Source organism: Variovorax soli NBRC 106424, assembly GCF_001591385.1.
Lineage (GTDB): Bacteria > Pseudomonadota > Gammaproteobacteria > Burkholderiales > Burkholderiaceae_C > Variovorax > Variovorax soli.
Genome location: NZ_BCUU01000019.1, coordinates 1 through 25,579, shown reverse-complemented (window position 1 = coordinate 25,579; position 25,579 = coordinate 1). Strand labels below are relative to the sequence as shown.

Genomic DNA, 25,579 nt, shown 5'->3' with positions numbered 1-25,579 from the left:
CAAGTGGCCGACCTCACATCACGGTTGTCGCTTCAGCCGGTTTCGCAGGATGACTTCGAAGCCATGCTGGCCCTGCGCATCGATGCCATGCAGCCGAGCCTGGAGCGGGTGGGCCGCTTCAGTGCGCAGAGTTCGCGCGAGCGGCTGGCGGCCAGCTTCGCCGTGCAGCACATGCATCACATCGTGTTCGACGGCGACAAGCGCATCGGCTTCATTTCGCTCAAGCCCGAAGGCGATGACGCGCTTCGGCTCGATCACCTGTACCTGCGCACCGGCTGCCAGGGCCTGGGCATCGGCGAATGGGCGCTGAACTGGGCCAAGGCGCAGGCGCGGCAGCAGGGCAAGGACATCCTGGTCACCACGCTGGTGGAAAGCGATTCCAACCGCTTCTACCTGCGCCACGGTTTCGAGAAGGAGGGCGCCGACGGCGTCGACGTGCACTACCGCTGGCGCGTGAGCGCGGAGGGTGTGTGCTGAGCACGGTGGCCGCATTGCAGCAGGGCATCGAGGCGGGCGAGGGCATGGCCCAGCGCCGCGCCATTGCCAAGGCCATCACGCTGCTCGAATCGACCCGCGCGGACCACCGCACGCAGGGCGACGAACTGCTCACCGCGCTGCTGCCGCGCACCGGCCATTCGTTCCGGCTCGGCATCTCCGGCGTGCCGGGCGTGGGCAAGTCGACCTTCATCGAGGCGCTGGGGCTGCATCTCATCGAGCAGGGGCACCGCGTGGCGGTGCTCACCATCGACCCGTCCTCCACCGTGTCGGGCGGCTCCATCCTGGGCGACAAGACGCGCATGGAGCGCCTGTCGGTGCACGAGCGTGCCTACATCCGGCCCAGCCCGTCCAGCGGCACGCTGGGCGGCGTGGCCGAGAAGACACGCGAGGCCATGCTGGTGTGCGAGGCCGCAGGCTACGACGTCGTCATCGTCGAGACGGTGGGCGTGGGCCAATCGGAAACCGCCGTCTCCGGCATGACCGACATGTTCGTGCTGCTGCAGCTGCCCAACGCCGGCGACGACCTGCAGGCCATCAAGAAGGGTGTGATGGAGCTGGCCGACCTGGTGGCGATCAACAAGGCCGACCTGGACCCCGACGCCGCCACCCGCGCGCGGGCGCAGATCACCTCCGCCCTGCGCCTGTTCGGGCACCACGGCAACCCCGACCATGCCGCGGCCATGCACGATGCGGCCACCGGCGCTGAACTGGCGCAGTGGACGCCGCAGGTGCTGCAGCTGAGCGCGCTTACTGGCACGGGCGTCGCCGACTTCTGGCGCGCGGTGTCGCGCTTCAAGGCCATCCAGTCCGCCAACGGGCGCCTGGCCCTGCGCCGCGAGAAGCAGTCGCTGGCCTGGATGTGGGAGCGCATCGACGCCGGCCTCAAGCAATCCTTCAAGCAGCATCCGCAGGTGCGCGGCCTGCTGCCCCAGCTTTCGCGGCAGGTGGCCGACGGCCAGCTGCCTGCATCGACCGCCGCACGCAATCTGCTGGCGGCGGCAGCAAGCGGCGGCTAGTCCCGCTGCTTCGCTGCTCACGCACACAAGACTTCCAACGTTTTCTTTCCGAAAGACATCATGCAAGACCTCATCGACGAACTCGAGAAACGTCGCGACCAGGCCCGCCTGGGTGGCGGCCAGAAGCGCATCGACGCGCAGCACGCCAAGGGCAAGCTCGCCGCGCGCGAGCGCATCGAGCTGCTGCTGGACGACGGCACCTTCGAGGAATGGGACATGTTCGTCGAGCACCGCTGCACCGACTTCGGCATGGCCGACAACAAGATTCCCGGCGACGGCGTGGTCACCGGCTACGGCATGATCAACGGCCGCCTGGTGTTCGTGTTCAGCCAGGACTTCACCGTGTTCGGCGGCGCGCTGTCCGAAGCGCATGCCGAGAAGATCTGCAAGGTGATGGACCAGGCCATGAAGGTCGGCGCCCCGGTGATCGGCCTGAACGATTCGGGCGGCGCCCGCATCCAGGAAGGCGTGGCGTCCCTCGGCGGCTATGCCGACGTGTTCCAGAAGAACGTGCTGGCCTCGGGCGTCGTGCCGCAGATCAGCATGATCATGGGCCCCTGCGCCGGCGGCGCGGTGTACTCGCCCGCCATGACCGACTTCATCTTCATGGTTCGCGACAGCTCCTACATGTTCGTGACCGGCCCCGAAGTGGTGAAGACCGTCACGCACGAGGAAGTCACGGCCGAGGAACTGGGCGGCGCGTCCACCCACACCACCAAGAGTGGCGTGGCCGACATGGCCTTCGAGAACGACGTCGAGGCGCTGATGATGCTGCGCCGCCTGTACAACTACCTGCCGCTCAACAACCGCGAGAAGCCGCCCGTGCGCCCCAGCGGCGACCCGGCCGACCGCGCCGAGATGTCGCTCGACACGCTGGTGCCAGACAACCCGAACAAGCCCTACGACATGAAGGAGCTGATCGTGAAGGTGGTCGACGACGGCGACTTCTTCGAACTGCAGCCCGACTACGCGAAGAACATCGTCATCGGCTTCGCCCGCATGGAAGGGCAGACGGTGGGCATCGTGGCCAACCAGCCGCTGGTGCTGGCCGGCTGCCTGGACATCAAGAGCTCCATCAAGGCAGCGCGCTTTGTGCGCTTTTGCGATGCCTTCAACATTCCGGTGGTCACCTTCGTCGACGTGCCCGGCTTCATGCCCGGCACCAGCCAGGAATACGGCGGCATCATCAAGCACGGCGCCAAGCTGCTGTACGCATATGCCGAGTGCACCGTGCCCAAGATCACCGTCATCACCCGCAAGGCCTACGGCGGCGCGTACGACGTGATGGCCTCCAAGCACCTGCGCGGCGACGTCAACCTGGCCTGGCCGCGCGCCGAGATCGCGGTGATGGGCGCCAAGGGCGCGGTGGAGATCATCTTCCGCGAAGACAAGAACAACGCCGAGAAGCTCGCCGCCCGCGAGGCCGAGTACAAGGCCCGCTTCGCCAACCCCTTCGTGGCCGGTGCACGCGGCTACATCGACGACGTGATCCTGCCGCACGAAACGCGTAAGCGCATCTGCCGCAGCCTGGTGATGCTGCGCGACAAGAAGCTCGACAACCCCTGGCGCAAGCACGGGAACATTCCCCTGTAAGGCGCGGAGAAAAAGAAAATGTTCAAGAAGATCCTCATTGCCAACCGCGGCGAGATCGCCTGCCGCGTGATTGCAACGGCCCGCAAGATGGGCATCAAGACCGTGGCGGTCTATTCCGATGCCGACAAGGAAGCCCGCCACGTCGAGCTGGCCGACGAGGCCGTGCACATCGGCGCCGCGCCCTCGCGCGAGTCGTACCTGCAGGCCGACCGCATCATCGCCGCCTGCAAGGCCACCGGTGCGGAAGCCGTGCATCCGGGATACGGCTTCCTGTCGGAAAACGAAGCCTTCGCCAAGAAGGTGGAGGAAGAGGGCATCGCCTTCATCGGCCCCAAGCACTATTCGATCGCGGCCATGGGCGACAAGATCGCCTCGAAGAAGCTCGCGAACGAAGCCAAGGTCAACACCATCCCGGGCTGGAACGACGCCATCGAATCGGCCGAGCGCGCGGTGGAGATCGCCAAGGACATCGGCTACCCGGTGATGATCAAGGCCAGCGCCGGCGGCGGCGGCAAGGGCCTGCGCGTGGCCTTCAACGACAAGGAGGCGCTGGAAGGCTTCACCGCCTGCCAGAACGAAGCGCGCAACAGCTTCGGCGACGACCGCATCTTCATCGAGAAGTTCGTCGAGCAGCCGCGCCACATCGAGATCCAGGTGCTGGGCGATGCGCATGGCAATGTCGTCTACCTGAACGAGCGCGAGTGTTCGATTCAGCGCCGCCACCAGAAGGTCATCGAAGAAGCACCATCGCCCTTCATCAGCGAGGAAACGCGCAAGGCCATGGGCGAGCAGGCCGTGGCGCTGGCCAAGGCAGTGAAGTACCAGAGTGCGGGCACGGTGGAGTTCGTGGTCGGCAAGAACCAGGACTTCTACTTCCTGGAAATGAACACCCGCCTGCAGGTGGAGCACCCGGTCACCGAGTGCATCACCGGCCTGGACCTGGTGGAACTGATGATCCGCGTGGCCGCCGGCGAGGAGCTGCCGATCACGCAAGCCGACGTGAAGCGCAACGGCTGGTCCATCGAGTGCCGCATCAACGCCGAAGACCCGTTCCGCAACTTTCTGCCTTCCACCGGCCGGCTGGTGAAGTTCCAGCCGCCCAAGGCCGACATGTTCGCGGCCGACACGCAGCACCTGGGCGGCGTGCGCGTCGACACCGGCGTGTACGACGGCGGCGAGATCCCCATGTACTACGACTCGATGATCGCCAAGCTCATCGTGCACGGCAAGGACCGCAACGACGCCATCGCGAAGATGCGCGAGGCGCTCAACGGCTTCGTGATTCGCGGCGTGAGCAGCAACATCCCGTTCCAGGCGGCGCTGCTGGCGCATCCCAAGTTCGTGTCGGGCGAGTTCAACACCGGCTTCATCGCCGAGCATTACGCCAAGGGCTTCCATGCGGAAGACGTGCCGCACAGCCAGCCCGATTTCCTGCTGGCGCTGGCCGCCTTCATGCACCGGCGCTACCGTGCCCGCGCTTCGCGCATCAGCGGCCAGCTGGAAGGCCACGGCGTGAAGATCGGCGAGAAGTTCGTCGTGGTCACCGTCGATGCGCAGGGCCAGCAGCATCACACCGACGTGTCGGTCACCGACTTCCAGAACGGCACCGGCTCCAGCGCCGTGACGCTGAATGGCAAGACCTACCGCATGAGCAGCGACGCGTCGCTGGGCGCGGTGGTGGTCACCGGCCTGGTCAATGACCAGCCCTTCACCGCACAGGTGGAGCGCGGCGCGGGCAAGAACCCGCTGGCCCTGCGCGTGGCGCACAACGGCACGCAGGTGGAAGCCATGGTGCTGTCGCCGCTGGGCGCCCGCCTGATGAAGCTGATGCCCTACAAGGCACCGCCGGACCTCAGCAAGTTCCTCATGTCGCCCATGCCCGGCCTGCTGGTCGAAGTGTCGGTTCAGCCGGGCCAGCAGGTGCAGGCCGGCGAGAAGCTGGCGGTGATCGAGGCCATGAAGATGGAGAACGTCCTGTTTGCCGCGCGCGACGGCGTGGTGAGCAAGGTCTCGGCCGGCAAGGGCGAATCGCTCGCGGTGGACCAGGTGATCCTGGAGTTTGCTTGATGACGGTGGCCAGCGAAGTGACCCTGCACCGGCCGGTGAAGACTGCCCGCGCCGAAGGCCCGTGGTCGGTGGAGGCCGTGCAGGCCTTGCTCGACATGCCGTTCATGGACCTTGTGCACCAGGCGCAGACGGTGCATCGCCAGCACTTTCCCGAAGGCGACATCGAACTGGCGACGCTGCTGTCGGTGAAGACCGGCGGCTGCCCGGAGAACTGCGGCTACTGCCCGCAGTCGGCCGAGTTCGACACCGGCGTGAAGGCGCAGAAGCTGATGGAAGTCGACGAGGTGTTGCGTGCCGCCAAGGCCGCGCAGGACGCCGGCGCCACGCGCTTTTGCATGGGCGCCGCGTGGCGCGCGCCCAAGGACCGCGACGTGGAGAAGGTGGCGGCCCTCATCGAGGCCGTGAAGGGTCTGGGCATGCAGACCTGCGCCACGCTGGGCATGCTGGAGCCGCACCAGGCCCAGGCGCTCAAGAGCGCGGGGCTGGACTACTACAACCACAACCTGGACACCGCGCCCGAGTACTACACCGACGTGGTGCAGACCCGCCAGTACCAGGACCGGCTCGACACTCTGGCGGCGGTGCGCGCCGCCGGCATCAATGTCTGCTGCGGCGGCATCGTCGGCATGGGCGAGCAGCCGGTGCATCGGGCCGGGCTGATCGCGCAGCTGGCCAATCTCGATCCGTATCCGGAGTCGGTGCCCATCAACAGCCTGGTGCGCGTGCCGGGTACGCCGCTGGCCGATTCAGAGCCGGTCGATCCCTTCGAGTTCGTGCGCATGATCGCGGTGGCCCGCATCACCATGCCCAAGGCACGGGTGCGCCTGTCGGCAGGCCGCCAGCAGCTGGGCGAGGCCGTGCAGGCACTGTGCTTCATGGCCGGCGCCAATTCCATCTTCTATGGCGACAAGCTGCTGGTGACCGGCAACCCGGACGTGGAGGCCGACGTGCAGCTGCTGCGCAAGCTGGGCCTGCAGGCGCGCCGGACGCAGCAAGTCGAGGAGCCATGCGCATGACCACCACCACCACCACCACGAATCGTCCCTTCCAGGTGCTGGGCGTCCAGCAGATCGCCATCGGCGGGCTGGACAAGCTGCATCTTCGCCGCCTCTGGGTCGACATGCTCGGCCTGGAAATCACCGGCACCTTCAGGAGCGAGCGCGAGAATGTCGACGAGGACATCTGCGCCATCGGCCAAGGCCCCTTCAAGGTGGAAGTCGACCTGATGCAGCCGCTGGACGCCGACAAGAAGCCGGCGGTGCATGCCACGCCGCTCAATCACATCGGCCTGTGGATCGACGATCTGCCGGCGGCCGTGCAGTGGCTGACGGACCAGGGCGTGCGCTTTGCGCCGGGCGGCATCCGCAAGGGTGCGGCAGGCTTCGACATCTGCTTCCTGCATCCCAAGGCCAGCGAGGAGTTTCCGATCGCGGGCGAGGGCGTGCTGATCGAGCTGGTGCAGGCGCCGCCTGAAGTCACCGCAGCCTTCAAGGCCCTGGCGCTCAGGCCTTGATCGGTTTGCGCCGGGCCGCCTTGCCGCCGGATGATGGCGGCGGCTGCGGCGGCAGCATCGGCTGGTGCTCGCGCACCACGTTCAGGATGATCGATGTCGCGGTCTCGGTCAGCAGGCAGAACTTGCTGACCACCGCGTCCAGGTGGGCGACGTCTTCCACCGCGATCTCGAGCACCCAGCTGTCTTCTCCCGTCACGTTGTAGGCATTGACGCATTCGGGCGTCTGCTGCACCAGCTTGACGACCCGGTCGTAGTCGGCGCGGCCGACGCGGATGAGCGCGCGTATGCCGTAGCCCAGCCGGGTCAGGTCGACGGTCGCGCGGTAGCCGCTGATGATGCCGGCGGCCTCCAGCTTGCGAACGCGCTCGGTCACGGCCGGCTGGCTCAGGTGCACGCGGCGGCCGAGTTCGGCCATGCTCAGGCGCGCATCGGCCTGCAGTTCGGCCAGGATGCGGGTGTCGTGGGCGTCCAGTTCGGCATTCAAGGCGTTGGTCATAAATTTCCTTTGAATCGAAGGCATTTTGCGGCCACAACCGTTGACTCTGCATGGCTTGGTTCGCATCGCCTTCATACCATTTCCGGCCATGAACACCGCCATCGATCGCGCTTCTCCACGCTGGCCCGGGCGCACCTTGCCGCCCCTGGTGCTGCTGTGCCTGCTGGCCACCTGGGTGGTGTGGGGCTCGACCTACCTCGCCATCAAGTACGCCCTGCTGAGCTTCCCGCCCTTCGTGCAGATGGGCTCGCGCTTTCTGGTGGCTGGCCTCGTCCTGGCCGCGTGGATGCGCTGGCGCGGCGCGCCGTGGCCCGGCCGCGTTCAATGGCGCAACGCGCTGGTGGTGGGCGGCCTGATGCTCGGCGGCGGCATGGGCGGCGTTGCGCATGCCGAGCTGACGGTCGGTTCCGGCCTCGTGGTGGCCTTCATCGCCGTGGTGCCGCTGATGATCACGCTGCTCAACCTGTTCTGGGACATCTCGCCGGGGAAGTGGGAGTCCGCCGGCATTGCACTGGGCCTGGCGGGCGTGCTGATGCTGACGCAGGGCAGCGGCTTCCAGGCGTCGCCCGCGGGCCTGGTCGCCATCGCCGTGGCCTGCCTGAGCTGGTCCCTGGGCAGCGTGCTCAGCCAGCGCAGCCTGCCCCTGGCGCCGGGTGCCATGGGCTTCGCCAGCGAGATGATCTGCGGCGGCGTGGTGCTGATGCTGCTGTCGGTCCTGGCGGGCGAGGACTGGGCCTGGCCGCCCCAGCCGGTGGCGGCGGCCGCCTGGCTCTACCTGGTGGTGTTCGGTTCGCTCATCGCCTTCAACGCCTACATGGTGTTGCTCGCACGGGCACCGGCCTCGCTCGCGGCCAGCTACACCTTCGTCAACCCGGTGATCGCGATGCTGCTGGGCGTCGGGGTGGCGGGCGAAACGGTGACGCGCTTCGAGTGGTATGCGGTGGCCGTGGTGCTGGCCGGCGTGCTGCTGCTTTTGTGGCAGCGCCGAAGCTGAGCAAGCAGGCTCAGGCGCCGGGGCGGCGCCAGAAGGCGAGGGTGGCCGCCAGCGCCCACATGCCGGCTGCGCAGCCGCGATTGAGGTTGCGCAGGCTGCGGCGCGACAGCCAGCGCACGGCCTGCGTGCCGGCACCGGCGTAGGCCAGCATGATGCAGGTGTCCAGCAGCACGAAGATGGCGCCCAGCACCAGGTACTGCGGGCCTTGCGGCTGGGCCGTGTCGATGAACTGCGGCAGGAAGGCCGCGAAGAACAGCACCGACTTCGGGTTGGAGAGCGCCACCGTCAGGCTGCGCAGCAAGGCCGCGCGGCCCTGCGGTTCGGTGTCGGGCGTGGCCATGGCGGTCGCCACATCGGACGGCGGGCTGCGCCACAGCTTGATGCCCAGCCAGGCCAGGTAGACGACGCCGGCCACGCGCAGCGCGTTGAAAAGCCACTCGGAGGCCGCCAGCAGCGAGCCCAGCCCCAGCGCCACGGTGGCGATCACCACCGTGCTTCCCAGCGAGGCGCCCACGATGCCCCAGCGCGCACGGCGCATGCCGCCCGAGATGCCGTTGGACAGAGCCAGCAGCATGGTGGGGCCCGGGGTGACCGCCAGCACGAAGGAGGCGGCCGTGAAGATCAGCAGGGTGTCGGTGTTCAATTCTTGTCTCCGGAGGCAGGCAGGCGCGCCCGGGCCTTGGCCAAGGCGGCCTCGATCACGGCGCGCTTGCGTGCAGCCGCATCGTCGGCGGCAGCCGGCGACGCCTTGGCGTCAGCATTGCCGGATTGTGAGGGCGCCGAAGCGGTGGCGCCAGCAGCTCCAAGCCGTGCCTTGTGAATGCCGTAGCGCGCCCGCGCCGCCTGCGCCTGCTCGGCCGACCAGGCCTGCCAGCCGCTTCGTCCGGGCGTGGCAACCTCGAGCGAGATGCAATCGACCGGACAGACCGGAATGCACAGCTCGCAGCCGGTGCAATGCGCATCGATCACGGTGTGCATGCGCTTGTTGATGCCGACGATGGCGTCGGTGGGGCAGGCATCCAGGCACAGGGTGCAACCGATGCACCAGTGCTCGTCGATCACGGCCAGGGCGCGGGGGCCTTCCACGCCGAACTCGCTGCCCAGCGGCTTGGCCGGGCGGCCGGTGATGCGGGCCAGCCGGGCAATGCCTTCGGCCCCGCCGGGCGGGCATTGATGGATGTCCGCCTCGCCGCCGGCGATGGCCTGGGCGTAGCCGGCGCAGTCCGGATAGCCGCAGCGGGTGCACTGCGTTTGCGGCAGTGCGTCGTCGATGCGTGCGGCAAAGGAAGTCATCTCGGCGCTCAGCGCCGCGCCGCTGCCACCTTCTTGCGAGGGGTGGCTGTCGAGCTCTTGCGGGCCGCTGGCCGGCTGCCGGCGCGGATGGAGTCTTCGGAACTGGCCGAGGCACGGGCGCTGCGGTGCTTCTGCGGCTGGTCGTGCGCGGTGATGAATTCCTTGACCTGCGGATACACCAGGTCGCGCCAGCGCCGGCCGCTGAAGATGCCGTAGTGTCCGGCGCCCTTGACCTCGATATGCTTGCGGCTGTCGGCCTTCACGCCCGTGCACAGATCGTGCGCGGCCTCGGTCTGGCCCGAGCCGGAAATGTCGTCGAGTTCGCCCTCGATGGTGAGCAGGGCGCTGGTGCGGATGTCCTGTGGGCGCACGCGCTCGATGGCGCCTTCGGGGCTCCTCACGTCCCAGGTGCCGTGCACCAGCTCGAACTTCTGGAACACGGTGCGGATGGTGTCGAGGTAGTAGTCCGCGTCCATGTCAAGCACGGCGTTGTACTCGTCGTAGAACTTGCGGTGCGCCTCGGCGCTGGCGTCGTCGCCCTTGATCAGGTCCTTGAAGTAGTCGTAGTGGCTCTTGGCGTGGCGGTCGGGGTTCATCGCCACGAAGCCCGTGTGCTGCAGGAAGCCCGGATACACGCGGCGTCCTTCACCCGGGAAGCCGTGCGGCACGCGGTGGATGACGTTGTTCTCGAACCACTCGAAGCTCTTGTTCATCGCCAGGTTGTTCACCGCGGTGGGCGACTTGCGGGCGTCGATGGGGCCGCCCATCATGGTGAGCGACAGCGGGAGCTGCTCTCCCCGGCTGGCCATGAGCGAGACGGCGGCCAGCACCGGCACCGTGGGCTGGCACACGCTCATCACGTGGCAGTGGCCGTATTCGGACTGCAGGTGGCGGATGAAGTCCTGCACGTAGTTGATGTAGTCGTCCAGGCGGAATTCGCCCTCGGACAGCGGCACCATGCGGGCATTCTTCCAGTCGGTGATGTAGACCTTGTGGTCCTGCAGCATGGTGCGCACCGTGTCGCGCAGCAGCGTGGCGTAGTGGCCCGACAGGGGCGCCACGATCAGCACCACCGGTTGCGACTTGAGGATGGACAGCGTGTGCGTGTCGTCTGTGAAGCGCTTGAAGCGGCGCAGCTCGCAAAAAGGCTTGTCGAGCTCCACGATTTCCTGGATCACGACATCGTTGTCTTCGACCTTGACGGTCTTGATCTCGAACTCGGGCTTGACGTAGTCCTTGCCGAGCCGGTAGAGCAGGTCGTAGCCGGCGGAAACGCGCTGCGCCATGGGCATCTGGCTGAAGCCGGTGCCTGCGCCAAAGAGCTTGGAGGCGGCTTGGGCGAAGTCTGCAAACGGCTCCATGAGGGAGCGTTGCGCTTCGTAGAGTTGGTAGAGCATCGGGGAGACCTCGGTTCTTCTTCGCTGCAGTGCAATATATCAGTGGCCGAATGCCGCTTGCAGGCGAAAGTTCCCTATGTGACTGGGTACCAACGTCTCACCAAGTGAACGCGCCGGGGGCGCGTTCACTTGTTCACGAAATCAGAGGACCTTGGCGATGCTCTGGCAGACGTAGTCGATGTTCTTGCTGTTCAGGGCGGCCACGCACATGCGGCCGGTGTCGGTGCCGTACACGCCGAATTCGTTGCGCAGCTTCACCATCTGGTCCTTGGTCAGGCCCGAATAGCTGAACATGCCGATCTGCTGGGTGATGAAGCCCATGTCGCGGCTCACGCCGGCGGCCTTGAGGCCGTCGACCAGCTTCTGGCGCATGGCCTTGATGCGCACGCGCATTTCGGCCAGCTCCTTTTCCCAGAGGGCGCGGCGCTCGGGGTTGTTCAGCACGGCCGCCACCACGGCGCCGCCGTGGATCGGCGGGTTGCTGTAGTTGGTGCGGATGGCGATCTTCAGCTGCGACAGCACGCGCGCCGCTTCTTCCTTGTTCTCGCACAGCACCGACAGGGCGCCCACGCGCTCGCCGTACAGGCTGAAGCTCTTGGAGAAGGAGGTGGACACGAAGAAGGTCAGGCCGGCCGCCACGAACTTGCCGATGACCGCGCCGTCTTCGGCAATGCCGAAGCCGAAGCCCTGGTAGGCCATGTCCAGAAAGGGCACCAGGTGCTTGGCCCGCACCACGCCGATCACCTGGTCCCACTGGGCCGGGGTGAGGTCGTAGCCGGTCGGGTTGTGGCAGCAGGCGTGCAGCACGACGATGGTGCCGGCCGGGGCGGCGCCCAGGGCCTCGAGCATGCCGTCGAAGTTCACGCCCAGCTTTTCGGCGTTGTAGTAGGGGTAGGTCTCGACCGGGAAGCCGGCGTTGGTGAACAGCGCGCGGTGGTTTTCCCAGCTCGGGTCGCTGATCAGCACCTTGGCGTTCGGGTTGATCTTCTTGAGGAAGTCGGCACCGACCTTCAGGCCGCCGGTGCCGCCGATGGCCTGGATGGTGGCGATGCGGCCGGTGGCCACGGGTTCGCTGTCGGCGCCGAACACCAGGTTCTTCACCGCGCTGTCGTAGGCCGCGATGCCGTCGATGGGCAGGTAGCCGCGGGCGGTGGGGGCCTTGAGCATGTCCGCCTCGGCCGCCTTGACGCACTCCAGCAGGGGCAGCTTGCCGTTGTCGTCGTAGTACACGCCCACGCCCAGGTTGACCTTGTTCGGATTGGTGTCGGCAGCAAATTGCTCGTTGAGGCCAAGAATCGGGTCGCGCGGCGCCATTTCGACGGCGTTGAACATGGACATGGTGAAAAAGTCGGTTGGGATGGAGGGCACCCGGGCCGGTGGCCGGGCTTTCTTGCAACTGGCGGTCTGGGTTTAACCTATCCAGTTCCCTTGAATTTTACTGTTTGCCACCTACCTGATGCGGGAACACCCTATGTCCGAACTGCCTGAAGTCCTGCCCGCCTCGCCCGCCACCGGTTCCGTGGGCCCCGCCAAGCAGGGGGAGTTCGTCCAATTTCCCGACTCCCCCTTCGAGCTTTTCCAGCCCTATCCGCCCGCTGGCGACCAGCCCACGGCCATCGAGCAGCTGGTGGAAGGGGTGCGCGACGGCGAGGTGTTCCAGACGCTGCTGGGCGTGACCGGCTCGGGCAAGACCTACACCATGGCCAACGTGATCGCCCGCCTGGGGCGCCCGGCCATCGTGTTCGCGCCCAACAAGACGCTGGCGGCGCAGCTGTACAGCGAGTTTCGCGAGTTCTTTCCCAAGAACGCGGTCGAGTACTTCGTCAGCTACTACGACTACTACCAGCCCGAGGCCTACGTGCCGCAGCGCGACCTGTTCATCGAGAAGGACTCGTCCATCAACGAGCACATCGAGCAGATGCGACTGTCGGCCACCAAGAGCGTGCTGGAGCGGCGCGACACCATCATCGTGGCCACGGTGAGCGCCATCTACGGCATCGGCACGCCCGAGGACTACACCGAGATGCGGTTCATCCTGCGCCACGGCGACAAGATCGGCCAGCGCGACGTGATCGGCCGGCTGATCCGCATGCAGTACACGCGCAACGAGCAGGATTTCTCGCGCGGCACCTTCCGCGTGCGCGGCGACACCATCGACGTGTTTCCGGCCGAGCACAGCGAGCTGGCGATCCGCATCGAGCTGTTCGACGACGAGGTGGATTCGCTGCAGCTGTTCGACCCGCTCACGGGGCGCATCCGGCAGAAGATTCCGCGCTTCACCATCTACCCGTCCAGCCACTATGTGACGCCGCGCGACAAGGTGCTGAACGCAGTCGAGACCATCAAGCTCGAGCTGGACGGCCGCCTGAAGGAACTGCTGGCCGACGGCAAGCTGGTGGAAGCGCAGCGGCTGGAGCAGCGCACCCGCTTCGACCTGGAGATGCTGGCGGAAATCGGCCACTGCAAGGGCATCGAGAACTACACGCGCCACTTGTCGGGTGCCGCACCGGGCGAGCCGCCGGCCACGCTGACCGATTACATGCCCAAGGACGCGCTGATGTTCCTGGACGAGAGCCACCAGATGATCGGCCAGCTCAGCGCCATGTACAACGGCGACCGGGCGCGCAAGACCACGCTGGTGGAGTACGGCTTCCGCCTGCCTTCGGCGCTGGACAACCGGCCGCTCAAGTTCGCGGAATTCGAGCGCCGCATGCGCCAGTGCATCTTCGTCTCGGCCACGCCGGCCGACTACGAGAAGGAGCACGCCGGCCAGGTGGTGGAGCAGGTGGTGCGTCCCACCGGCCTGGTCGATCCTGAAGTCGAAGTGCGGCCGGCCACCCACCAGGTGGACGACGTGCTCCAGGAAATCCGCATCCGCGTCGACAAGAACGAGCGCGTGCTCATCACCACGCTGACCAAGCGCATGGCCGAGCAGCTCACCGACTACCTCACCGACAACGGTGTGAAGGTGCGCTACCTGCACAGCGACGTCGACACGGTGGAGCGGGTGGAGATCCTGCGCGACCTGCGCCTGGGCACCTTCGACGTGCTGGTGGGCATCAACCTGCTGCGCGAGGGGCTGGACATTCCGGAGGTGTCGCTGGTGGCCATCCTGGACGCCGACAAGGAAGGCTTCCTGCGCGCCGAGCGCTCGCTGATCCAGACCATCGGGCGGGCGGCGCGCAACCTCAACGGCAAGGCGATCCTCTACGCCGACAAGATGACCGACTCGATGAAGAAGGCCATCGGCGAGACGGAGCGCCGCCGCGAGAAGCAGCTGGCCCACAACGAGGCGCACGGCATCACGCCGCGCAGCATCGTCAAGCAGGTGCGCGACCTCATCGACGGCGTCTACAGCGAAAAGAGCGGCAAGGAAGCCGAGAAGCTCGAGCTGCAGCGCGCCAAGGTCGAGGACATGAGCGAGAAGGACATCTCGCGCGAGATCAAGCGGCTCGAGAAGCTCATGATGGAGCACGCCCGCAACCTCGAATTCGAGAAGGCGGCGCGGGTGCGCGACCAGCTGGCGCTGTTGCGGGAGCAGGCTTTTGGCGGCGCCGGCGGCGACAACATCGCCGTGCTCACGCCTGGGAAATAGTCGCCATTGAAAGTGCCCGAATCGGTCAATTGGGCCGATTGGGCCTTTCCCATCGGTGTTTACCCCGAGCGCCCCGGGGTTTCTGGTATACTTGACTCAATTACTCAACAACAAAAGAACTTCGCGATGAAGGGCCGGCTCCAACTCACTGGGTCTCCAGTGCCGCGGGAAGCCGGTTAGGGCGGAGACGAGCCACCGGAGTCACAAATTCCGGTGTGGTTTCAACGGTAAGCACATAAGGAGCTTGCGATGCGTCTCACTACCAAGGGCCGTTTTGCGGTCACGGCAATGATCGATCTGGCGCTGCGCCAGAACAGCGGTCCCGTCACGTTGGCTGCTATCAGCCAGCGTCAGCAGATTTCTCTTTCCTATCTCGAGCAGCTGTTCGGCAAGCTGCGCCGCCACGAGCTGGTCGAGTCGACCCGTGGCCCCGGGGGCGGCTATTCGCTGGGCCGCAAGGCTTCCGAGATCACGGTGGCCGACATCATCGTGTCGGTCGACGAGCCGATCGATGCTACCCAGTGCGGCGGCAAGGAAAACTGCCTGGGCGAGGCCGGCCGCTGCATGACGCACGAGCTGTGGGCGTCGCTGAACCAGCGCATGGTCGAGTTTCTCGATTCCGTCACGCTGCAAAAGCTCGTGGACGACCAACTGGCCAAGGGCGTCACGGTCGAGAACAAGCCGGCGGTCAAGCGCGCCATCTCGGCGCAGCCGGTGGTCAAGCCGATCCGCGTGAACGCGCCGAACTCGGTCTTTGCGCTGGGCAACGCCTTCGCCAAGTCCTGAACCTGCGTACACGGCGCTCCGGGGCCTGGCGCCTCGGAGCGTGCGAGATCGAACCCCACGATATTCACGAATAACACCGAGCCAGAGCCATGGACGTCACCCCTCATTTCCCGATCTATCTCGACTACGGCGCCACGACGCCGGTCGACCCCCGCGTGGTCGACGCGATGATTCCCTGGTTGCGTGAGCATTTCGGCAACCCGGCGTCGCGCAGCCATGCCTGGGGCTGGGAAGCGGAAGAGGCGGTGGAAAAAGCCCGTGGCTACGTGGCCGAACTGATCGGCGCCGACCCGCGCGAAATCGTCTGGACCTCCGGCGCCACCGAGTCGAACAACCTCGCCCTGAAGGGCGCGGCCAACTTCTACAAGGGCAAGGGCAAGCACCTGATCACGGTGAAGACCGAGCACAAGGCCGTGCTCGACACCATGCGCGAGCTGGAGCGCCAGGGCTTCGAAGTCACCTACCTCGACGTCGAGGAAAACGGCCTGCTCGACCTGGACAAGTTCAAGGCAGCCATCCGCCCCGACACCATCCTGGCCAGCGTCATGTTCGTGAACAACGAGATCGGCGTGGTGCAGGACGTGGTCGCGCTGGGCAATGCCTGCCGCGAGAAGGGTGTGATCTTCCACGTCGACGCGGCGCAGGCCACCGGCAAGCTCGACATCGACGTCACCAAGCTGCCCATCGACCTGATGAGCCTGGCTTCGCACAAGACCTACGGCCCCAAGGGCATCGGCGCCCTGTACGTGCGCCGCAAGCCGCGCGTGCGACTGGAGGCGCAGATGCACGGCGGCGGCCACGAGCGCGGCATGCGTTCTGGCACGCTGCCCACGCACCAGATCGTGGGCATGGGCGAGGCCTTCCGCCTGGCCAGGCTCGAAATGGCGCAAGACATCGAAAAGGCCCGCAAGCTGCAAAAGCGCCTGCTGGACGGCCTGAAGGACGTGGAGCAGGTGTTCATCAACGGCGACCTCGAGCACCGCGTGCCGCACAACCTGAACATGAGCTTCAACTACGTCGAAGGCGAGTCGCTCATCATGGGCATCAAGGGCCTGGCCGTTTCCAGCGGCTCCGCCTGCACCTCGGCCAGCCTGGAGCCCAGCTATGTGCTGCGCGCCCTGGGCCGCAGCGACGAACTCGCCCACAGCAGCCTGCGCATGACCATCGGCCGCTTCACGACCGAGGAAGAAATCGACTACGCCGTCTCGACCATCAAGCACAACGTGGCCAAGCTGCGCGAACTGAGCCCCCTATGGGAAATGTTCAAGGACGGTGTCGACCTGAACACCATCCAATGGTCGGCGCACTGATCAAGACACAAGAGACGAACAGATAGATAGAGGTACCCCATGGCTTACTCCTCCAAGGTCATCGACCACTACGAAAATCCGCGCAACGTCGGCTCCTTCGACAAGGGCGACGAAACGGTGGGCACCGGCATGGTCGGCGCCCCGGCCTGCGGCGACGTCATGAAGCTGCAGATCAAGGTCAACCCGGAAACCGGCGTGATCGAAGACGCACGCTTCAAGACCTACGGCTGCGGCTCGGCCATCGCCTCGTCCTCGCTCGTGACCGAATGGGTCAAGGGCAAGACGCTGGACGAAGCGGCCGCGCTGAAGAACGCGCAGATCGCCGAGGAACTGGCGCTGCCGCCGGTGAAGATCCACTGCTCCATCCTGGCGGAAGACGCCATCAAGGCAGCGGTCAACGACTACAAGCAGAAGCACGGCGCCACCGCGCCTGCCGAGGCTGCGCACTGAACATGGCCGTTACGCTCACGGAGGCCGCCGCGCGCCACGTCAACCGTTACCTCGGCAAGCGAGGCAAGGGCCTGGGCGTGCGCCTGGGCGTGAAGACGACGGGGTGCTCGGGCCTGGCCTACAAGCTCGAGTACGTGGACGAGTTGTCGCCGGAAGACGTGGTCTTCGAAGACCACGGCGTGAAGGTGCTGGTGGATCCCAAGAGCCTGGCCTACATCGACGGCACGCAGCTGGACTTCGTGCGCGAGGGCCTGAACGAAGGCTTCAAGTTCAACAACCCGAACGAACGCGACCGCTGCGGCTGCGGCGAAAGCTTCAGGATTTAGGTACATCCCCCAGGCTGCGCGCCACTTCGTGTCGCTTCGCCAACCCCTTGCAGGGGGAAACACCAGCGGCCCGGCAAAGCCGGTTCCGCGGTGTTCCTCGCATGAAGACCTCGCGCCGCCGTGTCACGTACAGGCGGCTTTTTTCTGCTCATGAAGCTCGACGCCACCGATTTCGAACTGTTCGACGTGCCTGCCACCTTTGCGCAGGACCGCGCCTCGCTCGACGCCCGCTGGAAGGAACTGCAGCGCGAGGCGCATCCCGACCGCTTTGCCGCCCAGGGCGCGGTCGCCCAGCGGGTGGCCATGCAGTGGTCGGTCCGCATCAATGAGGCCTACCAGCGGCTGAAGGATCCGGTCAAGCGCGCGACCTATCTGTGCACCCTCAACGGTGCGCCGATCGATGCCGAGCACAACACCGCGATGCCGGCGGAATTCCTGATGCAGCAGATGGAGTGGCGCGAGTCGCTGGACGATGCGCACGACGCCAGGTCGCTGGAGGCGCTGCACGACGAGGTCGACGGTGCACGCCGCCGTGCGCTGTCGTCGCTGGATTGGCTGATCGACGAGAAGGGCGCCTATGCCGAGGCCGCCGCGCAAGTCAGAGCCCTCATGTTCATTGAGCGCTTTGCCAAGGACGTCGAGACGAAACTCGACCGCTTGGGACAATAACAAGATGGCACTCCTACAAATTTCAGAGCCCGGCCAGGCCCCGGACCCGCATCAGCGTCGTATCGCTGTCGGCATCGACCTCGGCACCACCCATTCGCTGGTGGCTTCGGTGCGCAACGGCGTGGCCGAATGCCTGCCCGACGAGCAGGGCCGCGTGCTGCTGCCCTCGGCGGTGCGCTACCTCGAGGGCGAGCGCCGCCAGATCGGCTACGACGCGCTGGCGGCCCGCGCGCAAGACCCGGCCAACACCATCACCTCGGTCAAGCGCCTCATGGGGCGCGGCCTGGCGGACATCGGCCGCCGCGAATCGCTGCCGTATCAGCTGGCGGGCGAGGGCGGCATGGTGCAGGTGCAGACCCGGGCCGGCAACAAGTCGCCGGTGGAAGTCAGCGCCGAGATCCTGGCCACGCTGCGCTTTCGCGCGGAAGACACCTTCGACGACGAACTGTACGGCGCCGTCATCACCGTGCCGGCGTACTTCGACGAAGGCCAGCGCCAGGCGACCAAGGATGCGGCGCAGCTGGCCGGCATCAACGTCCTGCGCCTGATCAGCGAACCCACCGCCGCAGCCATCGCCTACGGCCTGGACAACGCAGCCGAAGGCGTCTACGCCGTGTATGACCTGGGCGGCGGCACCTTCGACATTTCCATCCTGCGCCTCACGCAAGGCGTGTTCGAGGTGATCGCCACCGGCGGCGACTCGGCCCTGGGCGGCGACGACTACGACCATGCGCTGGCCGACGACGTGCTGGCCCGCAGCGGCATCAACCTGCAAAGCGATGCCGACAAGGCCGCGTGGATGATTGCCGCCCGCGCCGCCAAGGAAGCGCTGACGGATTCCGAGTCGACTCGTTTCAGCGCCGAGATTGGCGGGCGTGCCGTAACGGTCGACGTCACGCGCGAACAGTTCGAGAAGGCCTCTGCGGGCCTGACGGAGCGCACCCTGGCGGCCGTGCGCAAGGCCCTGCGCGATGCCCGGTTGAAGCCGGACGAACTGCAGGGCGTGGTACTGGTCGGCGGCGCCACCCGCATGCCGGTGATCCGCCGCGCCGTGGCCGAGTACTTCGGCCGCGCCCCCTTCGTTGATCTGAACCCCGACGAAGTGGTGGCGCTGGGCGCCGCCGTGCAGGCCAACCAGCTGGCCGGCAATTCCGGCAGCGGCGATCTGCTGCTGCTCGACGTGATTCCGCTGTCGCTGGGCATCGAGACCATGGGCGGCCTGGTGGAGCGCATCGTGCCGCGCAACCAGACCATTCCCACCGCCATGGCGCAGGACTTCACCACCTACCAGGACGGCCAGACGGCCCTGGCGCTGCACGTGGTGCAGGGCGAGCGCGACCTGGTGCAGGACTGCCGAAGCCTCGCGCGCTTCGAGTTGCGCGGCATTCCGCCCATGGCCGCCGGTGCGGCACGCATCCGCGTCACCTTCACGGTGGATGCCGACGGCCTGCTGAGCGTCAGCGCCAAGGAGCAGGCGAGCGGTGTCGAAGCCAGCGTCAAGGTCAAGCCCTCGTACGGCCTGTCGGACGACCAGATCGCCACCATGCTGCAGGACAGCTTCGCCACCGCGCAGCAGGACATGCAGGCGCGCGCGCTGGTCGAGGCCCGCGTCGATGCCGATCGCATGCTGCTGGCCACGCAAAGCGCGCTGGATGCCGACGGCGCGTTGCTCGACGCAACGGAACGCCAGCACATCGATGCACTGATGGAAGCGCTGCGCCAGGCCAAGGACGCCCGCGATGCCGCCACGGTGGAGGCGGCCACCAAGGCGCTGGCCGACGGCACCGAAGCCTTTGCCGCACGCCGCATGAACCAGGGCATTGCGCGCGCACTGGCCGGCCGCACGATCGAATCCATCTGAATCACGAAAACAACGACATGCCCACCATCAAGATCCTTCCGCACGCCGAGTACTGTCCCGAGGGCGCAGAAATCAGCGCGCCGGCGGGCACCTCCATCTGCGAGGCCCTGCTGGACAACGACATCCACATCGAGCATGCCTGCGAGATGAGCTGCGCCTGCACCACCTGCCACGTGGTCGTGCGCAAGGGATTCGAGTCGCTCAACGAATCGGACGAAAGCGAAGACGACCTGCTGGATCGCGCCTGGGGCCTGGAGCCGCAATCGCGCCTGAGCTGTCAGGCTATCCTTGCGCAGCAGGACGTGACGATCGAGATCCCCAAGTACTCGATCAACCACGCCAAGGAAAACCACTGATCAAATAGAAGAAACCGCAGCGCGAGCCTGAATGACCCGGCAAATCGTCCTCGACACCGAAACCACTGGCCTGTCCGCCGAAGACGGCGACCGCATCATCGAACTGGGTTGTGTGGAGCTGTTCAACCGAAAGCTCACCGGCAACGACCTGCACATCTACTTCAACCCCGAGCGCGAAAGCCATGAGGACGCGCTCAAGGTGCACGGCCTGACCACGGAATTCCTGCGCGACAAGCCGAAGTTCGGCGTCATGGCGCAGGAGATCGTCGAGTACCTGCGCGATGCGGAAATCATCATCCACAACGCGGCCTTCGACGTCGGCTTCCTGAACAAGGAGTTCGAGCGTGCCGGCCTGCCGCCGCTGCGCGAATGCGCGGGCGAGGTGACCGACACGCTGGCCATGGCCAAGGCGCTGTTCCCCGGCAAGCGCAATTCGCTCGACGCGCTGTGCGACCGCTTCGGCGTCGACCGCTCCAACCGCACCTTCCACGGCGCCAAGCTCGACGCGCAGCTGCTGGCCGACGTCTACATCAACCTCACCCGCGGGCAGGATGCGCTGCTGATCGACGTGGCGAGCGATGAGCCGCAGCAGGGCCAGGTGACCACCATCGACCTGCGGCAATTCCAGCTGCCGGTGCTTACCGCTTCGGAGCAGGAACTGGCGATTCACGAAGAGGTGTTGCTGCAACTGGACAAGGCCAGCAATGGAAAAACTTTGTTCCGCCAAGTTGGCGCTGAAAATGTTGCTATAATCTGAGGCTTCGCAGCAAACGCAAATAAAAACGCGATTGATGTGAAAGAGGGCGGTTAGCTCAGGGGTAGAGCACAGCATTCACACTGCTGGGGTCGGAGGTTCGAAACCTCCACCGCCCACCAAGATTCCCCAACAAGAAGGCGACCTGGATATCCAGGCCGCCTTTTTTGTTTTCTGCCTCGGCGTTTTGCGGTGTTTCCCAGGCTTTGCCTTCGAGGGCACAGCGGCGCACACTTGCAGGCCAGGAGCAGCGCATGGCCATGAACGCCCCACTTCATACGCCGCACAAGCCCGGTCCGGCGGACCCGGGCGAGATGCCGGTGGAACCCGACGAGGGCCCGGTGCCTTCGCCTACCCAGCCCGACGATCCTGCGGAGCCCATCGCGCCGCCGCATTGAGCAGCGTGGCACGTGCGCACGTGCGGCTAAGCTTCGCGCATGGAAGCAGAAAAGATCGATTGCGCCGTGATCGGCGCCGGTGTGGTGGGCCTGGCGGTGGCGCGGGCCCTGGCATTGGCCGGGCGCGAGGTGATGGTCCTGGAGAGCGAGGGCGGCATCGGCACTGGCACCAGCTCGCGCAACAGCGAAGTGATCCATGCCGGCATCTACTACCCGCAGGGTTCGCTCAAGGCGCAGCTGTGCGTGCAGGGCAAGGAGATGCTGTATGCCTATGCCGACGAGCGAGCGGTTCCGTACCGCCGCTGCGGCAAGCTCATCGTCGCCACGTCGCAGGAACAGGTGGGCGAACTGGAAGGCATCGTCGCCAAGGCCCGGGCCAATGGCGTGCATGACCTGGTCGTGCTCACCCGCCAGCAGGCGCTCGCCATGGAGCCGCAGCTGCAATGCGTGGCCGCGGTGCATTCGCCCAGCACCGGCATCGTCGACAGCCATGCGCTGATGCTGAGCCTGCAGGGCGATCTGGAAAACGCCGGCGGCATGGTGGCGCTGAAGTCGCCCGTGGCCCGGGCCGAATGCGTGGGCGAAGGGATCGACCTCTTCATGGAAGACGGCACGCAGCTTCGCTGCGCCAGCGTGGTGAATGCGGCGGGCCTGCATGCGCCTGCGCTGGCGCGCCGCTTTGCGGGCTTGAAGGACGATGCGGTGCCCACGGCCTACTTCGCCAAGGGCAACTACTTCACCTTGAGTGGCCGGGCGCCGTTCAGCCGCCTGGTCTATCCGGTGCCGGAGCCGGGCGGGCTCGGCGTGCACCTCACGCTCGACCTGGGCGGCCAGGCCAAGTTCGGCCCCGACGTGCAGTGGGTCGACCGTCCGGAGGATCTGGTAGTGAATCCGGCGCGCGGGAAGGCCTTCTATGCCGAGGTGCGCAAGTACTGGCCGGGCCTGCAGGATGAAGCGCTGATTCCTGGCTATGCCGGCATGCGCCCCAAGATATCCGGCCCCGGCCAGCCCGCCGCCGACTTCATGATCCAGGGCCCGGAGGAGCATGGCGTCGCAGGGCTGATGAATCTGTTCGGCATCGAGTCGCCGGGCCTGACCAGCAGCCTGGCGATTGGCGCGCGCGTGGCTGAAATGCTGGCGTAGCCAAGCGGCCAGCCTGTAACATGCGGCCATGCGCCACGTGTGGCGCGTGACATCGTCGGCGTGTGGCCGATCAAGGTTTTCCTGGAGGATCGTCAGTAATGTCCACTTCTACCGCCAATCTCGAAGCAGCAGCCAACCAGGTGGTCGAAGACCTCGCCAGCGATGTGCGCGGCGTGCTCTCGAGCAAGGAACTGGAGTCGGTGCCGCACATCAAGGCGCTGCGCCAGCGCGTCGATGCCAAGCTGGCCATCGCCCGCGAACTGGCTGCCGAAAAGGGCAAGCTCGCCGCCAAGAAGGCGCGCGAAGCTGCCGGCCAGGCCAATGCCTACGCCCACGACGAACCGTGGCAGATTGCCGGAGCGGCCCTGGCCGTGGGCATTCTGGTGGGCTTGGCGCTTGGCCGCCGTTGAGAACCTGCGGCCGGCCTTGAAGCCGGCCGGCCTGATCGGCGGGGCGCCTGAATGACCGGCGCGCTGACCCAGCGCATCCTGGCGTTCACCGGCCTGGATCGCAAGCTGCGAAATATCCGCGTGGCGGCGGGCGAAGGCGCGCTGGCGGCCGAAGACCGGGCGCAGCTGCTGCGCCTGGCCTGGGAAGAGGAAAAGCGCCGCCTGCACCTGATCACGCTGCTGGTCGTGGCCGTCATGGGGCTGACGACCGTGGCGTGTGCCCTGCTGTCGGTGGCCGTGGTGGTTCACTTCTGGGACACGCCCCAGCGTGTGGCTGCCGCATGGACGGTGGCCATCGTCTGGGCCGTGGTCTGGCTCGGTTTCGTGGTCTGGCTGCTCAACACGCTGCGCAGCAAGACCGAGGGCATCGAGATGGCGCGCCGCGAGTTCGCCCGCGACTGGCACTGGTTCCAGGCGCAGATCGGCTCCAGGCCGCGCGATCCGGCGCTGCGCGAGCCGCGTCCGGCCACGCGCGACGAACTGCTGGCCCGGATGGAGCGTCAGCGCGAGCGCATCATGACCCTGCAGAACCCGCCGCGCGGCTCCGGCGCGGCCTCGCCCGGGCAGCCGCCGCTGAGCACGCTCGTGACGCAGACCGTGCGCGAGCATCCGCTGGCCACCGCGGCGGTGGCCGCCGGTGTGGTGGCGGCGGTGGGGCCCAAGCGGCTGCTGCGGGTCGCGACGTGGGCGCTGCCCATCGTCTGGAAACTGCGGCGCTGAGCCGCCGCAGCCTGGGCCCGGTTCAGCGCGGCGCGCGCGCAGCCAGCGCGCGCGCCACCTCGCGCACCAGCGCGGGCCCCCGATAGATGAGGCCGGTGTAGATCTGCACCACATCGGCGCCCGCCGCGATCTTCGAGCGGGCATCTTCCGCGCTCAGCACGCCACCCGCCCCGATGATCGGATAGCCCGCGCCCAGCGCCGCGCGAAGCTGCGCGATGACCCGGTTGCTGGCTGCCAGCACTGGCCGCCCCGACAGGCCGCCGGTTTCCTGCGCATGGGCCAGGCCTGCGACGGCGTCGCGGGCCAGGGTGGTGTTGGTGGCAATCACGCCGTCGATGCCATGGCGCTTCAAGGTGGCGGCAATCAGCTGCACCTGGGCTTCGTCCAGGTCCGGGGCGATCTTCACGAAGATCGGCACCCGCTTGCCATGTTCCGCCGCCAGCGCCTCGCGGCGCTGCGCGATGGCGGCCAGCAGGCCGTCCAGCGCCTCGTCGCTTTGCAGGCTGCGCAGGTTGGCGGTGTTCGGACTGGAGATGTTGACCGTGACGTAGTCCGCGTGCGGATACACCCCGGCCAGCCCGATCAGGTAGTCGTCGACCGCGTTCTCGATGGGCGTGGCGGCGTTCTTGCCGATGTTCAGCCCGAGCAGCGCCGGCCGGGTGTTGCCCGGGCGGCGAAAGCGCGCCCGCTGCACGTTGCGAACGAAGGCGTCCAGCCCCTCGTTGTTGAAGCCCAGCCGGTTGATGAGCGCGTCGCGCTCCGGAATGCGGAAGATGCGCGGCTTGGGGTTGCCCGGCTGCGCCTTGGGTGTCACCGTGCCGACCTCGACAAATCCGAAGCCCATGGCGTCGAACGCGTCGATGCAGCGCGCGTTCTTGTCCAGGCCCGCGGCCAGGCCCACGCGGTTGGGAAACTTCAGGCCCGCCAGCGTCACCGGATCGTCGACGCGCGTTTGCGAATAGAAGCAGGCAAGCGGCGTGTTCTGCGTGCGCGCCAGTGCCTCCAGCGTGATCTCGTGGGCCTGTTCGGCGTCCAGGCCGAAGAGGAAAGGGCGAGCGAGGCCGTAAGGAACGAGTGACATCGGATAATTCTCAGTGTTCGAAAGCAACCAAGGATTTTCCCCGATGAGCAGCACCCCCCCGACCCAGGACGAACTCAAGGCGCAAGTCGGACGCGCTGCACTGGCCTACGTGCAGCCCGGCACCATCGTTGGCGTGGGGACCGGCTCCACGGTCAACAAGTTCATCGACGCGCTGGCCGGCATGAAGGACCAGATCAAGGGCGCCGTGTCCAGTTCGGTGGCTTCCACCGAGAGGCTCAAGGCCCTGGGCATTCCGGTGTTCGACAGCAACGAGGTTGAAGAACTGGCTGTCTACATCGACGGTGCCGATGAGATCGACGGCCGCGGCCACATGATCAAGGGCGGCGGCGCGGCGCTCACCCGCGAGAAGATCGTGGCGGCGCAATCCCGTCAGTTCGTGTGCATTGCCGATGCGTCCAAGCGCGTGGAGGTGCTGGGCGCGTTTCCGCTGCCGGTCGAGGTGATCCCGATGGCGGCGCAGCGCATCATGCGCCAGTTCGCCGCCATGGGCGGCGTGGCCCAGGTGCGGGAAAAGGATGGCGCCCCGCTGGTGACCGACAACGGCCAGCACATCATCGACGTGAGCGGCCTGCGCATCACCGATCCGAAGGCCTTCGAGCTGGAAGTGAGCCAGTGGCCCGGCGTGGTCACCGTCGGCGTGTTCGCATTGCAGCGTGCTCACGTGTGCCTGCTGGGCACATCGTCGGGCGTCGAGACGCTCAATTTCGGCTGAGAAGCGCGAACGGCTAGAAGCGGATGCCCGCCGGGTTGTCGGCGGTCGGGCCGCTGGGCGGAGGCGGCGGCGCGCTCGGGG

Annotated in this window: 27 protein-coding genes and 1 tRNA gene; 22 read left to right on the top strand and 6 right to left on the bottom strand. The window is 66.6% G+C overall.

Annotated elements, in window-relative coordinates:
- Positions 1 to 3 precede the first annotated feature (3 nt).
- From VSO01S_RS08280 to VSO01S_RS08255, 6 genes are read left to right on the top strand one after another with little or no spacing between them, the layout of a single operon-like run.
- On the top strand, positions 4 to 477 hold the full coding sequence (locus VSO01S_RS08280; protein WP_068641331.1) for a GNAT family N-acetyltransferase: 474 nt from the start codon (positions 4 to 6) through the stop codon (positions 475 to 477).
- A gap of 44 nt (positions 478 to 521) precedes the next feature.
- Positions 522 to 1,514: a methylmalonyl Co-A mutase-associated GTPase MeaB gene (gene meaB, locus VSO01S_RS08275; protein WP_068641366.1), complete on the top strand. Its 993-nt coding sequence runs from the start codon at positions 522 to 524 to the stop codon at positions 1,512 to 1,514.
- A gap of 60 nt (positions 1,515 to 1,574) precedes the next feature.
- The gene (locus tag VSO01S_RS08270) at positions 1,575 to 3,107 is read left to right on the top strand and encodes an acyl-CoA carboxylase subunit beta (protein ID WP_068641330.1); all 1,533 of its coding nucleotides are present in this window, start codon (positions 1,575 to 1,577) and stop codon (positions 3,105 to 3,107) included.
- Between the two features lie 18 nt (positions 3,108 to 3,125).
- Entirely contained in the window at positions 3,126 to 5,174 is a 2,049-nt protein-coding gene (accC, locus tag VSO01S_RS08265) for an acetyl-CoA carboxylase biotin carboxylase subunit (RefSeq protein WP_068641329.1), read from the top strand.
- Positions 5,174 to 6,190 carry a biotin synthase BioB gene (gene bioB, locus VSO01S_RS08260; protein ID WP_068641328.1) on the top strand — a complete coding sequence of 339 codons (1,017 nt, stop codon included), beginning with the start codon at positions 5,174 to 5,176 and terminating at the stop codon, positions 6,188 to 6,190. The genes accC and bioB overlap by 1 nt, the downstream gene beginning before the upstream one ends.
- Positions 6,187 to 6,687, top strand: coding sequence for a VOC family protein (locus VSO01S_RS08255; protein ID WP_068641327.1), 501 nt, complete (start codon positions 6,187 to 6,189; stop codon positions 6,685 to 6,687). The genes bioB and VSO01S_RS08255 overlap by 4 nt, the downstream gene beginning before the upstream one ends.
- Here VSO01S_RS08255 and VSO01S_RS08250 read toward each other — a convergent pair.
- The gene (locus VSO01S_RS08250) at positions 6,677 to 7,183 is read right to left on the bottom strand and encodes an Lrp/AsnC family transcriptional regulator (RefSeq protein WP_068641326.1); all 507 of its coding nucleotides are present in this window, start codon (positions 7,181 to 7,183) and stop codon (positions 6,677 to 6,679) included. The two genes, VSO01S_RS08255 and VSO01S_RS08250, sit on opposite strands and share 11 nt — an antisense overlap.
- A gap of 88 nt (positions 7,184 to 7,271) precedes the next feature.
- Here VSO01S_RS08250 and yedA point away from each other — a divergent pair, with 88 nt between their 5' ends.
- On the top strand, positions 7,272 to 8,177 hold the full coding sequence (gene yedA / locus VSO01S_RS08245; RefSeq protein WP_068641365.1) for a drug/metabolite exporter YedA: 906 nt from the start codon (positions 7,272 to 7,274) through the stop codon (positions 8,175 to 8,177).
- 10 nt (positions 8,178 to 8,187) lie between these two features.
- On the opposite strand, the gene VSO01S_RS08240 is transcribed toward yedA, so the two are convergent.
- The 4 genes from VSO01S_RS08240 to VSO01S_RS08225 form a co-directional block, all read right to left on the bottom strand.
- Positions 8,188 to 8,820 (bottom strand): LysE family translocator, encoded by a 633-nt coding sequence (locus VSO01S_RS08240; RefSeq protein WP_068641325.1) that lies wholly within the window; start codon positions 8,818 to 8,820, stop codon positions 8,188 to 8,190.
- Positions 8,817 to 9,470: an RnfABCDGE type electron transport complex subunit B gene (locus VSO01S_RS08235; RefSeq protein ID WP_068641324.1), complete on the bottom strand. Its 654-nt coding sequence runs from the start codon at positions 9,468 to 9,470 to the stop codon at positions 8,817 to 8,819. The genes VSO01S_RS08240 and VSO01S_RS08235 overlap by 4 nt, the downstream gene beginning before the upstream one ends.
- An 8-nt stretch (positions 9,471 to 9,478) precedes the next feature.
- Complete coding sequence (locus VSO01S_RS08230; RefSeq protein WP_068641323.1) at positions 9,479 to 10,867, bottom strand: polyhydroxyalkanoate depolymerase; 1,389 nt, start codon at positions 10,865 to 10,867, stop codon at positions 9,479 to 9,481.
- Positions 10,868 to 11,008: 141 nt separating this feature from the next.
- Positions 11,009 to 12,205 carry an amino acid aminotransferase gene (locus VSO01S_RS08225; RefSeq protein ID WP_068641364.1) on the bottom strand — a complete coding sequence of 399 codons (1,197 nt, stop codon included), beginning with the start codon at positions 12,203 to 12,205 and terminating at the stop codon, positions 11,009 to 11,011.
- Positions 12,206 to 12,338: 133 nt separating this feature from the next.
- Between VSO01S_RS08225 and uvrB the strand changes: the two genes are divergently transcribed.
- From uvrB to VSO01S_RS08160, 14 genes are all read left to right on the top strand, one after another.
- Positions 12,339 to 14,462, top strand: coding sequence for an excinuclease ABC subunit UvrB (gene uvrB / locus VSO01S_RS08220; RefSeq protein ID WP_084241750.1), 2,124 nt, complete (start codon positions 12,339 to 12,341; stop codon positions 14,460 to 14,462).
- A 249-nt stretch (positions 14,463 to 14,711) separates the two neighbouring features.
- Positions 14,712 to 15,248 carry a Fe-S cluster assembly transcriptional regulator IscR gene (gene iscR, locus VSO01S_RS08215; RefSeq protein ID WP_068641322.1) on the top strand — a complete coding sequence of 179 codons (537 nt, stop codon included), beginning with the start codon at positions 14,712 to 14,714 and terminating at the stop codon, positions 15,246 to 15,248.
- An 89-nt stretch (positions 15,249 to 15,337) separates the two neighbouring features.
- Positions 15,338 to 16,558 carry an IscS subfamily cysteine desulfurase gene (locus tag VSO01S_RS08210; RefSeq protein ID WP_068641321.1) on the top strand — a complete coding sequence of 407 codons (1,221 nt, stop codon included), beginning with the start codon at positions 15,338 to 15,340 and terminating at the stop codon, positions 16,556 to 16,558.
- 39 nt (positions 16,559 to 16,597) lie between these two features.
- On the top strand, positions 16,598 to 17,008 hold the full coding sequence (iscU, locus tag VSO01S_RS08205) for a Fe-S cluster assembly scaffold IscU (RefSeq protein WP_068641320.1): 411 nt from the start codon (positions 16,598 to 16,600) through the stop codon (positions 17,006 to 17,008).
- A gap of 2 nt (positions 17,009 to 17,010) precedes the next feature.
- Positions 17,011 to 17,334, top strand: coding sequence for an iron-sulfur cluster assembly protein IscA (gene iscA, locus VSO01S_RS08200; protein ID WP_068641319.1), 324 nt, complete (start codon positions 17,011 to 17,013; stop codon positions 17,332 to 17,334).
- Positions 17,335 to 17,484: 150 nt separating this feature from the next.
- Complete coding sequence (gene hscB / locus VSO01S_RS08195) at positions 17,485 to 18,003, top strand: Fe-S protein assembly co-chaperone HscB (protein ID WP_068641318.1); 519 nt, start codon at positions 17,485 to 17,487, stop codon at positions 18,001 to 18,003.
- A gap of 4 nt (positions 18,004 to 18,007) precedes the next feature.
- Complete coding sequence (gene hscA / locus VSO01S_RS08190) at positions 18,008 to 19,864, top strand: Fe-S protein assembly chaperone HscA (protein WP_068641317.1); 1,857 nt, start codon at positions 18,008 to 18,010, stop codon at positions 19,862 to 19,864.
- A 17-nt stretch (positions 19,865 to 19,881) separates the two neighbouring features.
- Positions 19,882 to 20,220: an ISC system 2Fe-2S type ferredoxin gene (gene fdx, locus VSO01S_RS08185; protein ID WP_068641316.1), complete on the top strand. Its 339-nt coding sequence runs from the start codon at positions 19,882 to 19,884 to the stop codon at positions 20,218 to 20,220.
- Between the two features lie 31 nt (positions 20,221 to 20,251).
- Entirely contained in the window at positions 20,252 to 20,977 is a 726-nt protein-coding gene (dnaQ, locus tag VSO01S_RS08180; RefSeq protein WP_068641315.1) for a DNA polymerase III subunit epsilon, read from the top strand.
- Positions 20,978 to 21,021: 44 nt separating this feature from the next.
- Positions 21,022 to 21,096, top strand: a tRNA-Val gene (locus tag VSO01S_RS08175).
- Positions 21,097 to 21,234: 138 nt separating this feature from the next.
- Positions 21,235 to 21,372, top strand: a complete 138-nt coding sequence (locus tag VSO01S_RS27070) for a hypothetical protein (RefSeq protein ID WP_153305175.1) — start codon at positions 21,235 to 21,237, stop codon at positions 21,370 to 21,372.
- Positions 21,373 to 21,411: 39 nt separating this feature from the next.
- Positions 21,412 to 22,515 carry an NAD(P)/FAD-dependent oxidoreductase gene (locus VSO01S_RS08170; protein WP_068641314.1) on the top strand — a complete coding sequence of 368 codons (1,104 nt, stop codon included), beginning with the start codon at positions 21,412 to 21,414 and terminating at the stop codon, positions 22,513 to 22,515.
- Positions 22,516 to 22,613: 98 nt separating this feature from the next.
- Positions 22,614 to 22,925 carry an ElaB/YgaM/YqjD family protein gene (locus VSO01S_RS08165; protein ID WP_068641313.1) on the top strand — a complete coding sequence of 104 codons (312 nt, stop codon included), beginning with the start codon at positions 22,614 to 22,616 and terminating at the stop codon, positions 22,923 to 22,925.
- A gap of 51 nt (positions 22,926 to 22,976) precedes the next feature.
- Positions 22,977 to 23,684 (top strand): phage holin family protein, encoded by a 708-nt coding sequence (locus tag VSO01S_RS08160; RefSeq protein WP_068641312.1) that lies wholly within the window; start codon positions 22,977 to 22,979, stop codon positions 23,682 to 23,684.
- 22 nt (positions 23,685 to 23,706) lie between these two features.
- Here VSO01S_RS08160 and VSO01S_RS08155 read toward each other — a convergent pair whose 3' ends face one another.
- Positions 23,707 to 24,765 carry a quinone-dependent dihydroorotate dehydrogenase gene (locus VSO01S_RS08155; RefSeq protein ID WP_068641311.1) on the bottom strand — a complete coding sequence of 353 codons (1,059 nt, stop codon included), beginning with the start codon at positions 24,763 to 24,765 and terminating at the stop codon, positions 23,707 to 23,709.
- A gap of 43 nt (positions 24,766 to 24,808) precedes the next feature.
- On the opposite strand from VSO01S_RS08155, the gene rpiA reads away from it, so the two are divergent.
- Positions 24,809 to 25,498, top strand: coding sequence for a ribose-5-phosphate isomerase RpiA (rpiA, locus tag VSO01S_RS08150; RefSeq protein ID WP_068641310.1), 690 nt, complete (start codon positions 24,809 to 24,811; stop codon positions 25,496 to 25,498).
- Positions 25,499 to 25,579: the final 81 nt, after the last annotated feature.

What these genes read in the sequence shown, in the direction of transcription:
- rpiA (WP_068641310.1), top strand. Translation starts at nt 24,809, where the DNA reads ATGAGCAGCACCCCCCCGACCCAGGACGAACTCAAGGCGCAAGTCGGA.
- accC (WP_068641329.1), top strand. Translation starts at nt 3,126, where the DNA reads ATGTTCAAGAAGATCCTCATTGCCAACCGCGGCGAGATCGCCTGCCGC.
- VSO01S_RS08270 (WP_068641330.1), top strand. Translation starts at nt 1,575, where the DNA reads ATGCAAGACCTCATCGACGAACTCGAGAAACGTCGCGACCAGGCCCGC.
- VSO01S_RS08160 (WP_068641312.1), top strand. Translation starts at nt 22,977, where the DNA reads ATGACCGGCGCGCTGACCCAGCGCATCCTGGCGTTCACCGGCCTGGAT.
- yedA (WP_068641365.1), top strand. Translation starts at nt 7,272, where the DNA reads ATGAACACCGCCATCGATCGCGCTTCTCCACGCTGGCCCGGGCGCACC.
- VSO01S_RS08165 (WP_068641313.1), top strand. Translation starts at nt 22,614, where the DNA reads ATGTCCACTTCTACCGCCAATCTCGAAGCAGCAGCCAACCAGGTGGTC.
- VSO01S_RS08210 (WP_068641321.1), top strand. Translation starts at nt 15,338, where the DNA reads ATGGACGTCACCCCTCATTTCCCGATCTATCTCGACTACGGCGCCACG.
- VSO01S_RS08170 (WP_068641314.1), top strand. Translation starts at nt 21,412, where the DNA reads ATGGAAGCAGAAAAGATCGATTGCGCCGTGATCGGCGCCGGTGTGGTG.
- VSO01S_RS08250 (WP_068641326.1), bottom strand. Translation starts at nt 7,183, where the DNA reads ATGACCAACGCCTTGAATGCCGAACTGGACGCCCACGACACCCGCATC.
- hscB (WP_068641318.1), top strand. Translation starts at nt 17,485, where the DNA reads ATGAAGCTCGACGCCACCGATTTCGAACTGTTCGACGTGCCTGCCACC.
- VSO01S_RS08225 (WP_068641364.1), bottom strand. Translation starts at nt 12,205, where the DNA reads ATGTCCATGTTCAACGCCGTCGAAATGGCGCCGCGCGACCCGATTCTT.
- iscA (WP_068641319.1), top strand. Translation starts at nt 17,011, where the DNA reads ATGGCCGTTACGCTCACGGAGGCCGCCGCGCGCCACGTCAACCGTTAC.
- meaB (WP_068641366.1), top strand. Translation starts at nt 522, where the DNA reads ATGGCCCAGCGCCGCGCCATTGCCAAGGCCATCACGCTGCTCGAATCG.
- VSO01S_RS08255 (WP_068641327.1), top strand. Translation starts at nt 6,187, where the DNA reads ATGACCACCACCACCACCACCACGAATCGTCCCTTCCAGGTGCTGGGC.
- uvrB (WP_084241750.1), top strand. Translation starts at nt 12,339, where the DNA reads ATGTCCGAACTGCCTGAAGTCCTGCCCGCCTCGCCCGCCACCGGTTCC.
- dnaQ (WP_068641315.1), top strand. Translation starts at nt 20,252, where the DNA reads ATGACCCGGCAAATCGTCCTCGACACCGAAACCACTGGCCTGTCCGCC.
- VSO01S_RS08235 (WP_068641324.1), bottom strand. Translation starts at nt 9,470, where the DNA reads ATGACTTCCTTTGCCGCACGCATCGACGACGCACTGCCGCAAACGCAG.
- iscU (WP_068641320.1), top strand. Translation starts at nt 16,598, where the DNA reads ATGGCTTACTCCTCCAAGGTCATCGACCACTACGAAAATCCGCGCAAC.
- VSO01S_RS08230 (WP_068641323.1), bottom strand. Translation starts at nt 10,867, where the DNA reads ATGCTCTACCAACTCTACGAAGCGCAACGCTCCCTCATGGAGCCGTTT.
- hscA (WP_068641317.1), top strand. Translation starts at nt 18,008, where the DNA reads ATGGCACTCCTACAAATTTCAGAGCCCGGCCAGGCCCCGGACCCGCAT.
- VSO01S_RS08155 (WP_068641311.1), bottom strand. Translation starts at nt 24,765, where the DNA reads ATGTCACTCGTTCCTTACGGCCTCGCTCGCCCTTTCCTCTTCGGCCTG.
- fdx (WP_068641316.1), top strand. Translation starts at nt 19,882, where the DNA reads ATGCCCACCATCAAGATCCTTCCGCACGCCGAGTACTGTCCCGAGGGC.
- bioB (WP_068641328.1), top strand. Translation starts at nt 5,174, where the DNA reads ATGACGGTGGCCAGCGAAGTGACCCTGCACCGGCCGGTGAAGACTGCC.
- iscR (WP_068641322.1), top strand. Translation starts at nt 14,712, where the DNA reads ATGCGTCTCACTACCAAGGGCCGTTTTGCGGTCACGGCAATGATCGAT.
- VSO01S_RS27070 (WP_153305175.1), top strand. Translation starts at nt 21,235, where the DNA reads ATGAACGCCCCACTTCATACGCCGCACAAGCCCGGTCCGGCGGACCCG.